11 protein-coding genes and 3 pseudogenes are annotated in these 13,385 nt (G+C 71.3%); 8 read left to right on the top strand and 6 right to left on the bottom strand.

Features of this window, described 5'->3' with window-relative positions:
- Positions 1–132: 132 nt before the first annotated feature.
- Both RBJ65_RS28125 and RBJ65_RS28120 read left to right on the top strand, forming a co-directional pair.
- A pseudogene (locus RBJ65_RS28125) lies at positions 133–1,545 on the top strand (alkaline phosphatase family protein); the annotation flags it as partial.
- The gene (locus RBJ65_RS28120; RefSeq protein WP_306332182.1) at positions 1,546–2,616 is read left to right on the top strand and encodes a beta-propeller fold lactonase family protein; all 1,071 of its coding nucleotides are present in this window, start codon (positions 1,546–1,548) and stop codon (positions 2,614–2,616) included.
- A gap of 199 nt (positions 2,617–2,815) precedes the next feature.
- On the opposite strand, the gene RBJ65_RS28115 is transcribed toward RBJ65_RS28120, so the two are convergent.
- Entirely contained in the window at positions 2,816–3,892 is a 1,077-nt protein-coding gene (locus RBJ65_RS28115) for an SEC-C domain-containing protein (protein ID WP_306322064.1), read from the bottom strand.
- A gap of 215 nt (positions 3,893–4,107) precedes the next feature.
- Positions 4,108–5,310, bottom strand: coding sequence for an NAD(P)/FAD-dependent oxidoreductase (locus RBJ65_RS28110; RefSeq protein WP_306322065.1), 1,203 nt, complete (start codon positions 5,308–5,310; stop codon positions 4,108–4,110).
- Positions 5,311–5,446: 136 nt separating this feature from the next.
- Between RBJ65_RS28110 and RBJ65_RS28105 the strand changes: the two genes are divergently transcribed.
- Complete coding sequence (locus RBJ65_RS28105; RefSeq protein ID WP_306322066.1) at positions 5,447–6,241, top strand: IclR family transcriptional regulator; 795 nt, start codon at positions 5,447–5,449, stop codon at positions 6,239–6,241.
- Between the two features lie 25 nt (positions 6,242–6,266).
- Here the strand turns inward: RBJ65_RS28105 and RBJ65_RS28100 are convergent, their stop codons facing one another.
- From RBJ65_RS28100 to RBJ65_RS28090, 3 genes are read right to left on the bottom strand one after another with little or no spacing between them, the layout of a single operon-like run.
- A complete protein-coding gene (locus RBJ65_RS28100) occupies positions 6,267–7,601 on the bottom strand; it encodes an MFS transporter (RefSeq protein WP_306322067.1) in 1,335 nt (444 codons plus the stop codon).
- Positions 7,602–7,617: 16 nt separating this feature from the next.
- Complete coding sequence (locus tag RBJ65_RS28095) at positions 7,618–8,868, bottom strand: DUF3500 domain-containing protein (RefSeq protein ID WP_306322068.1); 1,251 nt, start codon at positions 8,866–8,868, stop codon at positions 7,618–7,620.
- 38 nt (positions 8,869–8,906) lie between these two features.
- Positions 8,907–9,629: a FadR/GntR family transcriptional regulator gene (locus RBJ65_RS28090; RefSeq protein WP_306322069.1), complete on the bottom strand. Its 723-nt coding sequence runs from the start codon at positions 9,627–9,629 to the stop codon at positions 8,907–8,909.
- Positions 9,630–9,716: 87 nt separating this feature from the next.
- Here RBJ65_RS28090 and RBJ65_RS28085 point away from each other — a divergent pair, with 87 nt between their 5' ends.
- From RBJ65_RS28085 to RBJ65_RS28075, 3 genes and pseudogenes are all read left to right on the top strand, one after another.
- Entirely contained in the window at positions 9,717–10,580 is an 864-nt protein-coding gene (locus RBJ65_RS28085) for a fumarylacetoacetate hydrolase family protein (protein WP_306322070.1), read from the top strand.
- A 196-nt stretch (positions 10,581–10,776) separates the two neighbouring features.
- Positions 10,777–11,004: pseudogene (locus RBJ65_RS28080) on the top strand (transposase); the annotation flags it as partial.
- Between the two features lie 116 nt (positions 11,005–11,120).
- Positions 11,121–11,948, top strand: coding sequence for a nucleic acid/nucleotide deaminase domain-containing protein (locus RBJ65_RS28075; protein WP_306322071.1), 828 nt, complete (start codon positions 11,121–11,123; stop codon positions 11,946–11,948).
- Between the two features lie 179 nt (positions 11,949–12,127).
- Here RBJ65_RS28075 and RBJ65_RS28070 read toward each other — a convergent pair.
- Positions 12,128–12,358, bottom strand: a pseudogene (locus RBJ65_RS28070) (histidine kinase dimerization/phospho-acceptor domain-containing protein); the annotation flags it as partial.
- On the opposite strand from RBJ65_RS28070, the gene RBJ65_RS28065 reads away from it, so the two are divergent.
- Both RBJ65_RS28065 and RBJ65_RS28060 read left to right on the top strand, forming a co-directional pair.
- Positions 12,248–12,739, top strand: coding sequence for an FAD:protein FMN transferase (locus RBJ65_RS28065; RefSeq protein WP_306332177.1), 492 nt, complete (start codon positions 12,248–12,250; stop codon positions 12,737–12,739). The pseudogene RBJ65_RS28070 and the gene RBJ65_RS28065 sit on opposite strands and share 111 nt — an antisense overlap.
- Positions 12,740–12,860: 121 nt before the next feature.
- Complete coding sequence (locus tag RBJ65_RS28060) at positions 12,861–13,295, top strand: Hsp20/alpha crystallin family protein (protein WP_306322073.1); 435 nt, start codon at positions 12,861–12,863, stop codon at positions 13,293–13,295.
- The last annotated feature ends 90 nt before the right edge of the window (positions 13,296–13,385 follow it).

Genomic DNA, 13,385 nt, shown 5'->3' with positions numbered 1-13,385 from the left:
TCTCCACGTCACCGTAGCCGCGTCCCGGAGCCGGCCAGGCACCCGCATGCGGCCGAGTCATCAAGAGACCAGACCTGCTGTCCTCTCGGGGGAAACGCGTCCGGACCGTCGTGCCAGAAAGGTGTCTCCCACATGCCCGAGATCACGCGTCGTCGACTGCTCGGATCCCTGGCGGGCACCGCCACCGGTGCGCTCATCGCCTCGTGTCTGCCGCCCAATCTGCAAGCGGCGGCAGCCTCGACGGCCAGACCCGGCTCCCTGAGCGACATCGAGCACGTGGTCGTCCTGACGCTGGAGAACCGCTCGTTCGACCACTACTTCGGATCGCTGGCCGGGGTCCGCGGATTCGACGACCCGGACGCGCTGAAGCTCCCGGACGGCAAGTCCGTGTTCCATCAACCGGATCCGAAGAACCCGGACGGCTACCTGCTGCCCTGGCACCTGGACACGCACCGTACGAGCGCCCAGGCCATCCCCTCGACCAGCCACGCCTGGTCCGTGCAGCACGAGGCCTGGAACAACGGCCAGATGGACAACTGGCTGCCCGCTCACCGGCGAGCCGATGGAGACGCGGTCGGGCCGTACACCATGGGCTACTACGCATGGCAGGACATCCCGTTCGACTACGCGCTGGCCCACGCGTTCACCTTGTGCGACGGCTACTTCTGCTCCCTCATGGGCCCCACCTGGCCGAACCGCCTGTACCTGATGTCCGGCACGATCGACCCGGACGGCGCGGCGGGCGGCCCGGTCATCAGCAACGTCGTGCCGCAGCCGTACCGCTGGAAGTCCTATCCCGAGCAGTTGGAGGAGGCGGGGGTGAGCTGGCGCGTCTACCAGGACGAGGACGACTACGGCTGCAACCCGCTGGAGTTCTTCCAGACGTTCCAGGACGCCAGGCCCGGCTCGCCGCTGCACACGCGGGGCATGCGGATCGGCCCGGCGGATCAGTTCGAGTACGACGTCAAGCGCGGCCGGCTGCCCGCCGTCTCGTGGATCGTCCCGACGTCGGAGCAGTCCTCCCACCCGGCGTATCTCCCGGCCGCCGCGGCCGACTTCGTGGCCCGCAAGCTGGAGGCCGTCGCGTCCGACCCGAACCTGTTCTCCAAAACCGTCTTCATCATCAACTACGACGAGAACGACGGGCTGTTCGACCATGTGCCGCCGCCCACGCCGCCGGCCGGCACCCCGCACGAGTTCGTGGGCGGGCTGCCCATCGGCGGCGGGTTCCGGGTGCCTTGCACGATCGTGTCGCCGTGGACGCGCGGCGGGCACGTGGCGAGCGAGGCGTTCGACCACACGTCCGTGCTGCAGTTCCTGGAGCAGGTCACCGGCGTGCGCGCGGCCAACATCACGGACTGGCGGCGCGAGACGTTCGGCGACCTGACGTCCGCGCTCGGCATGAAGGTGAACAAGCGGTTCCCGCCCATGCCGCCCACGCTGCCGTCGTTCTGGCTGGCGGAGTACGAGGCCGGGAACCTGCCCGCGCCGACGCTTCCCGGCACGGACCAGACGCCGCCGCACCAGCAGCAGTCGCCGTCCCCCATGCCGTCCCAGAAGAACCCGGGCCGACGCCGGGGCGGCGCCCTGCGTGACTCCCCCAGCCGCCTGGACGAGGTGCGCACCAGCGCCCGCGACGACTATCCCGACCACGGCAGGGGCACCAACTTCCCCGGCATCATGGAGGCGGTGTCCAGCCAGAGCCACCTGGACGCCGCGGCGGACACGACCACACCCGCCGTGTACGTCGCGTCGCTCGGCGGCGGGCTCGCGATCCTCGACCGGTCGTCCGGCACCCTGATCGCCGCGGTCAAGGGGTTCACCAACGCGTACGGCATCACGGCCGCCGCGGGCAAGGTGTACGTGGCCAACTCCGGCGCGAACACGGTCGCGGTGGTCGACCGGGCCACCAACAGGATCACGAAGAAGATCGCCGTGGGCGTATACCCGCACGGCGCCGCCGCCTCGCCGGACAACACCCGCGTATACGTGGCCGACACCGGCCCGGACACCGGCTCAGGCGGCTCGCGAGACATCTCGGTGATCGACGTCGCGACCGACACGGTGACCGCCACATACCAGGCCGGTGAGGCCCCTTGCACGATCGCGGTGTCCCCCGACGGCGCCCGGCTGTACGTTCCCTGCAGCAACGGCCTGTACGTGCTGGACGCGGCGGACGGCCGTCGGCTGACCGTCCTGAGCGAACTGTCCCGCGCCCGGGGCGCCGCGCTGAGCCCCGACGGCAAGTTCTGCTACGTCACGCTGCCGATGGACGACCGGGTAGCCGTGGTGGACACCGCCACCGGCAAGGTCGCCAAGCGCGTCACCACCGGCCGCGCCCCGTGGAACGTGGCCTTCACCGGCGACGGCTCGCACGCGTACGTCACCAACGCCAACGACGACACCCTGTCGATCATCGACACGTCCCGCCTGGCCGTGACCGGCACCCTGACGGTCGGCCACATACCCACCGGCATCATCGGCGACGGCACCGACATATGGGTCGCCAACAACACGTCCAGCACGGTCATCCGCGTGGACACGACGACCAACACGGTCTCGGCAACCACCCCCCTGGGCCTGAGCAACGAGCCCACCTCCCTGGTGATCGCCTAGCGATCACCCGTCCCCGAGCGGGGAGCGACGGTGACAGAACGCCGAGCTCCCGGCCCTCAGCTGGGCGGAGTTCGAGACCGATGACCGGGCTTTCGATCGGGACCGAGTTGCCGTTGCGCAACAGTGATCTGGCGCGATCCTTCACTGCGCGGCAACTCCCGCGTCGCACGCGACGGCGCCGCCGACTTGGCCGCGGCGGTCAGCTGAAGGCCGGGCCCCCATGGCATTTCTTGTACTTGCGGCCGCTGCCGCACCAGCACGGGCCGTTGCGCGGCGGGGGCCACGGGATGGAGTCACCGCTCTTGGCGAGGGCGGCCGCGTACGCGGCGCGCGTGCTGCCCTCAGTGGGGTCCGCGCCCGTGTCGTCGGCGTGGGCGAGCAGCCCGTCCAGGGTCGCGGGTGCCAGGGCGAGCCGCGGAGTGCCCCGGTCGCTGTAGTCGCGCAGCGCGCGCTCCAGGATGTCCGCGTGCTCCGGGTGGAACGCGCCGTAGTGCTCGGAGAGTTCGGGCCACCGGGCGAGCACCTTCGCGAATTCCTCGCGCGGCCAGAAGAGCATCACCGTCGGGCGGTTCGCCGGGTGGGACGTGTGCATGGTGTGGCGGCTGTTCAGCCGCTCCAGGGCCGCTTCGTGGAAGCGCCGTTCCTGTTCGTCGCTCCGGTCGGGGTCGTGCAACTCGTCGAGCGGGAGCGGGTCTTGGCCCAGCGACCACACGCGCCGCTCGTGCGCCGCGTCGGCGACGTCGTCCCACGGGTCATGCGGTTCGCGCAGGGCGCGGCGGGCGCGGTGACGGGTGACCAGGAGCTGGTCGAGCGCCTGCGGGTGGTGCCGTACGAGGTCCGTGGTGAGGTCGGTGCCCGGACCGATCAGGTGAGCCAGGCCGGCGGTGCACCACTCGGCCGTCGTACGCAGTTCGTTCAGGCTCTCGAAGGTCTCCGCGACGAACAGCCACGAAGCCCAGTCGTGCGGATGCCGGGCGCGCAGCTCGGCGGCGGCCGCACGGAACTCCTCGACGCGCCCGGCCTCGGCGAGCGCTCCGGCGCGGTAGGCGTCCACCACGTCCCGGTCCGCGCACTTACCCGCGCGCAGCACGTCGTAGACCTCCACGGCCCGGTCATATCGCTGCTCCCCCTCCCACAATGAGGCCGCTTCCAGCAGCAACTCATCGCGATCTTGAGGGTGTTGACGGGCGAGGCGCATCAGGTCCTCGGCCATCTCGTCCGCTTCGGTGGCGGAGGCATCACGCCGGTTCGGCGCCTTCGGGTGTTCGGGCGGCATACAGGCAGCGTAGAGACCTTCGCCCGACACGGAGGAGCATCGGCCGGAAACCCCCGCATGGGCTGACCCTGTGCCGGTGTGACCGCCTGTGGCGTGGTAGGAGACACCATGACGCTGACGGCCCACTGGGACATCGACTCGACGATGTCGATCTCGGCGACCGTCGCCGGATGCCCCCCACCGGTCCCTCGATGACCTCATTCTGAAACTCCTGATCAACCGAGCTGGATGACGACTGCCCCGGCGTCGTACCCGTAGATCCACCCACTGTCCGCCAGCGGGTCCGCGTCGCCCAGCGCCGCGTCCCGCCTCCGCTGCTCCGGGCCGTCCGGGAGGTGATTGGACTCGGCGCGGGCATGGCTGGCCCGTTGGAGGCGGGTGGCGCGAGGGAGGCGCTCCGTCTCGTAGCGCGACAGGGCCTCGGCGGGGGCCTCGGGCGTGGCGGAAAGGCAGCGGGCCAGGACCGCCGCGTCCTCCATGGCCTGCGCCGCTCCCTGGCCGTAGAACGGGAACATGGGGTGCGCGGCGTCGCCGAGGAGTGTCATGCGGCCCCGGGTCCACGAGGGCAGCGGCGGGCGGTCGTAGAGCGCCCAACGGCCGGGCAGCGAACCGGCTTTGATCAGCGAGGTCACCCGGTCGTCCCAGTCGCTGAACTCGGCGTGGAACTCCTCGACCGTCGCCGTCGCGCTCCAGGACTCCTCCGTTGCCCGGGTCGCCGGGGCGTAGGCGACCACGTTGACCGCGTCGCCGCCGGAGATCGGGTAGTGCACGAAGTGGTGGCCGGGGCCGAGCCACAGCGTCTGCGCGCGGCGCAGCGCGAAAGCGGGCGCCGCCGCCGCGGGAACCACTGTGCGAAAGGCGCACAGGCCCGAGAACCGGGGTTGCTGCGGTGCGGCGACCGCCGCGCGCACCAGGGAGTGCATGCCGTCCGCGCCGATCACCAGATCCGCGTCCGTACGGCTGCCGTCGGCGAAGGTCAGCCGCACCCCGTCGGCGCGCGGTTCGACCCGCGTGCAGCGCGCGCCGAGGCGCACCGCCCCGTCCGGCACCGCGGAGCGCAGCGCGTCGAGCAGGTGGGCGCGGTGCGCCGTGTACATGCGCTCCCCGTAGAGGCGCTCGCACACCCCGTCGAGGCGTTCCACGGACAGCACCGTGCCGTCCTGCCAGCGCCGGAACTCCCAGCCCAGGTCGAGGGGGACGGCCCGGGCAAGGGCCGCGTCCGCCACGCCAAGCGCGCGCAGCGGCCGCACCGCGTTGGGGGCGAGGACGAGACCCGCGCCGACCTCGGTGAGCGCGGCCGCCTGTTCGTGCACGGTCACGGTCAGTCCCGCGCGGTGGAGGTAGGCCGCGGCCGCCATGCCGCCGATTCCGCCTCCCACGATCGCGATCCGCGGCCCTTGCTGCTGCCTGTTGCGCACTGGTTCCTCCTCGGCTCCGCCGCGTACGTCCTTGTCCCCGCGGCACCCTTGAGATCCTCGCCGTATGCGGCAACCGCCGTAACCGCTATGTTCATTGGGCGAACATCGTCGTCGACCGGCCGTACGGGGAGGGCACATGTCCCGCACCGGCCAGCCCGGGCGCAGCGTGAGCGCGCGCCTGCTCGACGTCCTCTTCGCCTTCCGGGCAGGCCGGTCCCGGCTCAGCCTGGCCGAGTTGACCCGCGCCACCGGCCTTCCGCACGCCTCGGTGCGCCGTCTCGCGCTGGAGCTGGTCGAGGCCGGCGCCCTCGACCGCGCGCGGGACGGCACGTTCACGGTGGGCATACGGCTGTGGGAACTGGGCACGCTGGCGCCACTGAGCCTGCCGCTGCGCACGGTCGCGCTGCCGTACATGCAGGACCTGCACGCCGCCCTGCGCCAGCACGTACAGATCGCCGTCCTGGACGGCACGTCGGCGGTGCTCGTCGAGCGGCTCTCCGCGGACCGCGCCGTCGACGTCGCCTTCAGGACCGGCGGCCGGCTGCCCCTGCACAGCTCGGGCGTCGGCAAGGTCCTGCTCGCGCACGCCGCCCCCGAACTGGCCGACGCAGTCGTCCGCGAGGGACTGCCGGCGACCACGCCCCGGACCGTCACCGACCCCGGCCTGTTGCGCGCCGAGCTCGCCGACATACGCGAGAGCGGGACGGCCTCGGTGTACGGGGAGACCTCGCCCGGGGTGAATTCCGTGGCCACGCGTGTACTCGACGCCGAAGGCTCGGTGGTCGCCGCCCTCGGCGTCGTCGTCCGGGCGGGAACGGTGGATCTGCGGACGGTGCGCCCCGCCGTCATCGCCGGTGGACTCGCGGTGTCCCGGGGCCTGGGGTGGCGCACGGAGGTGGGTGTGCGTCGCGGGAGCGCCAACTTCGCCTGACCAAAGGCTCGTTGTAGCCCGTCACCTACGTCCCGGCCCCGCGCTCCGGTCCCTTGAACAGCGCCGCGAGGCCCGCTCCCAGCAGGGCCGGAACCACGAACGCGTAGAAGCCCGCCTTGGGCCAGGTGAACAGGACCGTGACCGCGCCGAGGTAACTCGGACCGACGACCGCTCCGATGCGGCCCACTCCGAGGCTGAACCCGAGCCCCGTGCCACGCAGATGAGGCGGGTAGTAGTGGGCGACCGCGATGTTCACCAGGTTCTGCGTGCCCAGGGCGCCGAGACCGGCGATGGCGGAGGCGAGCAGCAGTACCGGGCGGGGCTGCGGAGTGCTCAGTGCGATCATGGCCAGGGCGGCGAGGACGAAGCTGGCCACCGTGGCGGCCTTGAGGTGGCCGTGGTCCGCCATGCGGGTCGCGGCCAGGGTGCCGAGGACCGCGCCCGCGTTGAACGCGATCGAGAACTCCAGGGACGAGCCGAGGTCGTAGCCCGTCCTGACCATCAGGGTCGGCAGCCAGGTGCCCGCCCCGTAGACGAGGACGAGTCCGGAGAAGGTGGCCGCCCAGAAGAGGAGCGTGGCCCTGCGGTGCCGGGCGGTCAGGATGTCGGCGAGGCGGTTGGCGGAGGCGGCTTCCCGCTCCCCGGCCACCCGCTCCCCGGCCACCTGCTCCTCCGCCTCCCGAGCCCCGGTCTCCCGTGCCGTCGAGGGCGCTGTCGCCGGCACCAGCCGCCACACCACCGGCACGAGCACGAGCGGGAAGACCCCGAAGAGGAACAGGGTGTGGAAGTCCGCCGACGGCAGCAGCGCGCGGCCTAGCACCCCCGTGATGATGCCGCCGACGGCGAGTCCGGTCAGGGCCGTGCCGACTTGCAGATTGCGCCGGGCCGGCGTCGCCGATTCGCTCACGTACGCCGTGACGAGTGGGATGAGCGCCCCGAGGCCGATACCCGTGGCGAAGCGGGTCAGGGTGAAGAAGCCGAGGGAGCCGGCGACCGCGCTCAGGAGCATCCACAGGGAGAGCCAGGCCAGGCTGAGCACCATGGGCAGACGGCGACCGTACAGGTCTCCGGCCCAGCCCGCCGCGACCGAGCCGATGGGCATGCCGAGCGCCGTGAGGCTGCCCAGCAGGCCCAGGGTGGACCGGGTGACGTCCCAGCCGGGGTGGGCGAGGAGCGAGGGGCCCACCGCACCGAGGATGAAGAGGTCGTAGCCCTCGATGCAGAGCATGGCCAGGCCGAGGATGGTCGCCGTGCGGGCCCCGGTGCCACGTGGCGCGGCCGGTGACTCCCCCGCCGTATCTGCCCGCGCGGCCGTGCGCACGTCCGCCTTCGTCGCGCGTGTGCCGGGTCTGATTCTCATCGTGCGCCCTCCTTGGCTACTGGTGACGCCCCTGTTGCCACTGCCGGACCCAGCTGCGGCCGTAGTCGTTGCCGTGCGGTGTGCGCAGGACGGTGTGGACGTGGAACGGCTGGGGTGAGTCGTAGTCGAGGAACACCCCGCAGTGGTGGTCGAGTTCGGCGATGACCACGGGGGACTGGATGCGGTAGTAGAAGACGTCGTCGGGGCCGTGGCCGCCGATCCAGCAGAACCACGTCTCGTCGAGGTGTGCGCGCACCTCCCGCATCCGGGCGGCGCGCGGCCCCGCGGGCAGCAGCTTGTGGAACTCCTCGACGGTCGTCCAGGTCACGTCCCGGGCGGCCCGCGGCATGTCGCGGACGCGAACGCCCTCGACGGGGATCACCCGGTTGTCCTGGAAGGCGCCGGCGAGATGTCGCTCGTCACCGGGGTGCACCCGTCCCTCGGGCATCTCCGGATCGACCATCCGCCCGTACACCGTGGCCGCCGTGCGCAGTTCCGGGGTGAGCGCCGCCATGATCCGCCGGCCGAGCGCGATCCGTTCGGTGAACGCGGTCGTGCCGGCGTGCGGCCCCACGTCGATCTGGTTGGGCTCCGCCCCGAGGAAGACCGGGCCGATCACCGAACGTCCCTCCACCACAAGGCAGTTGACCGCGCAGTGGTGACCGTACAGCTGCCAGCCCCACGGGGCGTGCGCGTCGGGCGTGCCGTACAGGGCGATGTTGTAGCTGAACTCCCCCAGGATGTTCTCCAGTTCCACGACCTCGCCCAGGAACCCGTTGATCCGCATCATCGTGCGGACCTCGTCGTACCCCTTGGCGCTGAGCGACGCCCGTACGAGCGCCAGCGCGGCGTCACGCACCTCGGGCGCCTGGAATTCGAGCCGCAGGCCCGTGTCGAACTGCATGAACTCCGGGTTGGCCCACGTCTGCCACTCCACGGCGTCCACCGGGTGGCTGATCCGGTCACGGCTCTCCGCATCCAGTACGGCGAGCAGCTTTTGCGCGGCGGCGACCATGTCGTCGACGGGCGCCTTCTCGTCCGGCCGCGCCGGTTCGAGGGGATGGAGGCCCTCGCGCAGCCGGCCGTCCTCGGTGATTCCCCTGAAGTCGTTCTTGTAGAGCGGACGCCAGCCGCGGATCAGCCCGCCGGTAAAGGTGCCCTCGGCCTGCGCCACTTCCCGGTACGCGTACGGGTCGAGGCCCTTGAGCTCCTGGATGCGCGGGTGGTCCGGCGGGAAAAGGTACTGGCGGTACGCGGCGGATGACATGAGGCGTCCCTCTCGGATGACTCGTCGCACGGCGGGTCCTAGACGGTCGTGTTGTGCCGGGCGACGGCCGCGCGGACGGCACCCTCGTCGCCCGCGGCGATCGCCTCGACGAGGTCCTCGTGCGCCTGATAGCGCTCGGCCCGGTAACGGCGCGAGGTCTCCTCGTCGTCGGCGAGGCGGGAGGAGGCGGAGGAATTCAGGTGCCCGAGCGTCCCCGCGTAGACGGCCGACGCCATGCGGTTGGGGCAGATGGCCGCGATCCGTTCGTGCAGGGCCCAGTTGGCCCGCATGAACGCGTCCCAGTCCGGCGCCTCGCGCAATCCCTCCAGGAGCGCGCGCAGCTCGACGACGTCGTCCTCGGTGCGGCAGCGGGCCGCACCGAGATCGACCAACACCTCCAGGTGGTCGCGGAGTTCGATGGCGTCGGCGACCGTCTCCGGCTCGTCCCGCACGTCGAGCAGTGTGTGGCGCAGCCGCACCACCGGCCCCCGGTCGGCGACGAAGAGCCCGCCGCCCCGGCCGGGACGGATGTGCAGCACCCCGCGATCCCGCAGGATCCGCACCGCCTCGCTGACCGTCGAGTACGCGTAACTCGTCTCCTCGCGAAGGGAGTCGAGGGTCCCCACCGGGTCGCCGGCCCGGAGGCCGAGCGAGCGGATGCGCGCGTCGAGGTCGGCGGCGAGCTGCTCGGCGCGGGTGCGGCGGGGTGCGGCGCCGAGGCCGCCGAGAACCGCTTGTCGGGCCACTGGTTCGTCAGGCATAGTCGCCATCGAAGCACAAACCTCCGAACCTTTAAAGGGATTGAACCTTTGGCGAAGGCGGGGGTCCCTGCGAACCGGGAGCAGCGCATGCGCATAGTGGGTATCCGACGGCCGGACCGGGGCACGGAGGTCGCCCAACTCTCCGACGACGGGCGGGAGATCACCGTGATCGCGTCATTGGACGCGTTCTGGGCCGATCCCGCCGGGCATCTCGCGGCGGACACCGAAGGACCGACGCTCGCGGCCGCGGAGGTCACGCTCGTACCCCCGGTGCGGCCGGACGCCCGTGTCATCTGCATCGGGCTCAACTACCTGAAGCACGTGGCGGAGGGCACCTTCCGCGACCAGGAACTGCCCGAGCATCCCACGCTGTTCGCCCGCTGGACCGCCTCGCTCACCGTCGACGGCGCCGAGGTCCCCGTCCCGGCCGGCGAGGACGGCCTCGACTGGGAGGGCGAGGTCGTCGCATGGGTCGGAGCGCCGCTCGTGGACGCCACGCCCGAGCAGGCACTGGCCGCGGTCGTCGGATACTCCACGTTCAACGACCTCACCTCGCGCCGCGCCCAGAAGCTCACCTCGCAGTGGATCCTCGGCAAGAACGGCGACCGCTCGGGCCCGCTCGGCCCCATGGTCCCCGCCGACGAAGTCGGCGACCTGCGCGACGGACTGCGCGTGGTGACCCGGGTCAACGGTGAGGTCGTCCAGGACGGCCGCACCGACGAGATGGTGTACGGCGTCGGTGACACCCTCGCCCACATCTCCCGCACCTTCACCCTCCGCCCCGGCGACCTGCTGGCCACCGGCACCCCCTCCGGTGTCGGCTACGCGCGCACGCCCCCGTGGCTGCTGCACCCCGGGGACGTCGTGGAGGTGGAGGTGGAACGCCTCGGGCGGCTGCGCAACACGGTGGTGGCCAACGACGCGCGGCACGCTCGCGCTGACTCGCACTGAGGCGTGACCGGCTGGGCCGGGGGAGGCGGGTGTACGCCCCCGGCGGCGGCGAACTCATCATGAGCCAGCCCGAGTTGCGGCGGCATGAGGTCACGCGAGCCTGTGCCGGTCGGCACCCTGGACGCTACGGCTGCAGACCGCGCGTCTGGGGTCGATTCAACAAGCCAGGGGTCCGGCCACCGTCCGGTCCGGCGCGATGCCGGGCGGTGCCCATCACGGCCACGGGCCGACCGCGAAGTTCGGCACCGTCCTGCTGATCGTGGACCAGCCCGCCTCGATCGGCGCCCTCCCGTTGACCGTCGCAAGGGACGTCGGCTGCAAGGTCGCCTACCTCCCCGGCCTGGCCATGCGGCGGATCGCCGACCTCTACCCGGGTGAGGCGAAGACCGACGAGCGCGACCCCGGCGTGCGCGCGTACGTCGCCACTGCCCGGGAGACCAGCCAGCCGGGGGCTGCGGCCTCTCCCGGACCGCCCACCGGGGATACCGCATGATGGAACCGCCCTCTGCGCACGCGCGAAACTCTGGATAGGAAAATAAATTGTCAGGCACGAGCAAGCGGCATTTCGGCGCAGCGTCCACTGGTGGCCCCTTCCATACGCCCGACAGCGTGCTGCGGCTTGGGCAACTTGTGCTGCCGCTCCGCGTGGGGCCGTATTTCGCGACCCGGGTCGAGGATCCCGTGTTGCTCGGCGAGTACGCGGAATTCATGGACCGGCAGGTCGTCCGGGACGAGTGCCGGACTTGGGCGCGCCTCGGAACCGACCAGGGATTCGAGTTGTGTGTCGACGCGGAGGGGGCGGTGAGAGCCGTACTGCTGGATTGGGAGGAGGAGTCGCGCTACGTCAGCTCCTCCCCCGAGGCTTTCGCCGCGGCACTTTCCGCGCTGGACGAGGCGTTGCGATTCATCCTGGCTACCGACGACCCCGAGCGGGCCGGGCATGCCTTCGCCCAGTTGAAGGAGCGTCTGCACAGCACCGATGCGCAGGCCTTCGCCGGCCGCGAGAACTGGTGGCCGCTGGTCCTGGACGACATCCGCGATACCGCGAGCGCCGAGTGGTTCACCGCCTTCGAAGTCGTCAATGGTCAGGACGAGAAGCAGATCGTCACCGCCCCGGGCGGTATCGGCGTTCACCCCGAAGAGAAGCTGTGGGAGCAGCTGCGCGCGGCAGGCTTTGACGCTGAGCAGGTACTGCGCATCCACACCGAGCTGCAGCCGTGCTTCACGCCCGGACACTACTGCTCGATGTGGCTCGGGCAGGTCTTCCCCGATGCGCAGATGACACACAACTTCCCCTACGGGGAAAGTGCCGATTCACGGGCCGAGGGTATGCGGCAGCTGCGTGAAGCCGCCGCACAACAGCAGTAAGGCAAGTAGGCCGCAGGGAAACCTCATTCAAGACTGTCCGCACGAGTGTCCCGGGGGAGCCGCACCGTGAACCTGGTGCTGCCGGGTCCGTTGTCGGAGACGGTTCATTCGACGTCGTGGTCGAGGGCGGTCAGGCTCGCGGTGACCTCGGTGCCGGGAGGCGTGTGCCGACGGGCGTTGGCGAGCAGCAGCAGGTCGTCGACCATCGCGCCCATCCGGCCGGACTGGGCGACGATGCGTTCCAGGGCGTGGGTCACTTCCGGCGGGACGGGCCCCCGGTGGAGCAGGGCGAGTTCCGCGTGGCCCCGCACGGAGGCGACGGGGGTGCGCAGTTCGTGGCTGGCGTCGGCGGAGAAGGTGCGCAGCCGCTCCTCGCTGCGCTGCCTTTCGCTGAGGGCGTTCTCGACGTGGCGTGGCAGGACGAGCTGTGTGAGGTCCAACTGCACGGCGGCCCCTGGCGCGTCGGGGTCAGCCACCCCCTGCTGCCCGGGAAGACAGCCGCACACATCGAGTCCACGGCAGGCCCCCTCGCGATCGCCACCTCGGGCGCTGCCGAACGCGGCTGCCACATCGTCGACCCGCACACCCGACAGCCGGCCGCCGGCACACTCGCCTCACTCACCGTGGTGTGCGGCTCCCTCGCCGACGCGGGCGTCCTCGCGACGGCCGCGTACGCACGGGGAGCCGGAGCGAAGGATTGGCTGGACCGACTCCCCGGTGTCACGGCATTCGCGGTCACCGCGGACGGCACGACGTGGACGACACACGGCCCCGCCCTCCGCGCTCCATGACCTGTCGGTGTGCGCGAGGGGCCATCCGTCCCGGATTCGGACCGATACGGCCCTGGGCCCCCGCTGCCCCGCGAGGGACGCTGAAAGTGACCAACCCACTCAACCGGATGGGAGGTTCCACATGACCGGCATGCTGGAATGGCGGCCTCCGATGCTGCCCGATCTGTTCGACTGGATCGAGTCGGGGCTCGGCGGCCTTCCCGCGCATCGGGCCGCTCCCTCGCTGCACGGCATCCGTATCGAGGAGCAGCTCACGGACGACGGGTACACCTTGTCCGCCGAACTGCCCGGCCTCGACCCGGAGAAGGACATCGAGATCAGTGTCACCGGCGATGTCCTGACGTTGCACGCGGAGCGCACGGCCCAGACGGCGCAGAAGCGCCACACCGAATTCCGCTACGGCACTTACGCCCGCGCCGTGCGGCTCCCCTCGGGAACACGGTGGGAGGAGGCGAAGGCCGACTACAAGGACGGCATCCTCATCGTGACCGTTCCTCTGGCCCAGGCCGCGAAGGCCGACACCCGGACGATCCCGGTGCGCCCCGCTCACGGCTGAGTCGGAACACTCTCGCACCGCGAGGACGGCCATGCCCCCGGCCGGCGTCGCCGGGACGCGCCGGGGGATGGCGGCCGGGGTGCCGGAAGC

Source organism: Streptomyces sp. KL109B (assembly GCF_030766935.1).
Classification (GTDB): Bacteria; Actinomycetota; Actinomycetes; order Streptomycetales; family Streptomycetaceae; genus Streptomyces.
This window is presented reverse-complemented; position numbering and strand designations above follow the sequence as displayed.

Bases quoted from the DNA above. Each gene is read 5' to 3' on its own strand.
- RBJ65_RS28100 (WP_306322067.1), bottom strand. From the start codon at position 7,601: ATGAGAATCAGACCCGGCACACGCGCGACGAAGGCGGACGTGCGCACG.
- RBJ65_RS28115 (WP_306322064.1), bottom strand. From the start codon at position 3,892: ATGCCGCCCGAACACCCGAAGGCGCCGAACCGGCGTGATGCCTCCGCC.
- RBJ65_RS28105 (WP_306322066.1), top strand. From the start codon at position 5,447: ATGTCCCGCACCGGCCAGCCCGGGCGCAGCGTGAGCGCGCGCCTGCTC.
- RBJ65_RS28090 (WP_306322069.1), bottom strand. From the start codon at position 9,629: ATGCCTGACGAACCAGTGGCCCGACAAGCGGTTCTCGGCGGCCTCGGC.
- RBJ65_RS28085 (WP_306322070.1), top strand. From the start codon at position 9,717: ATGCGCATAGTGGGTATCCGACGGCCGGACCGGGGCACGGAGGTCGCC.
- RBJ65_RS28095 (WP_306322068.1), bottom strand. From the start codon at position 8,868: ATGTCATCCGCCGCGTACCGCCAGTACCTTTTCCCGCCGGACCACCCG.
- RBJ65_RS28120 (WP_306332182.1), top strand. From the start codon at position 1,546: ATGCCGTCCCAGAAGAACCCGGGCCGACGCCGGGGCGGCGCCCTGCGT.
- RBJ65_RS28060 (WP_306322073.1), top strand. From the start codon at position 12,861: ATGACCGGCATGCTGGAATGGCGGCCTCCGATGCTGCCCGATCTGTTC.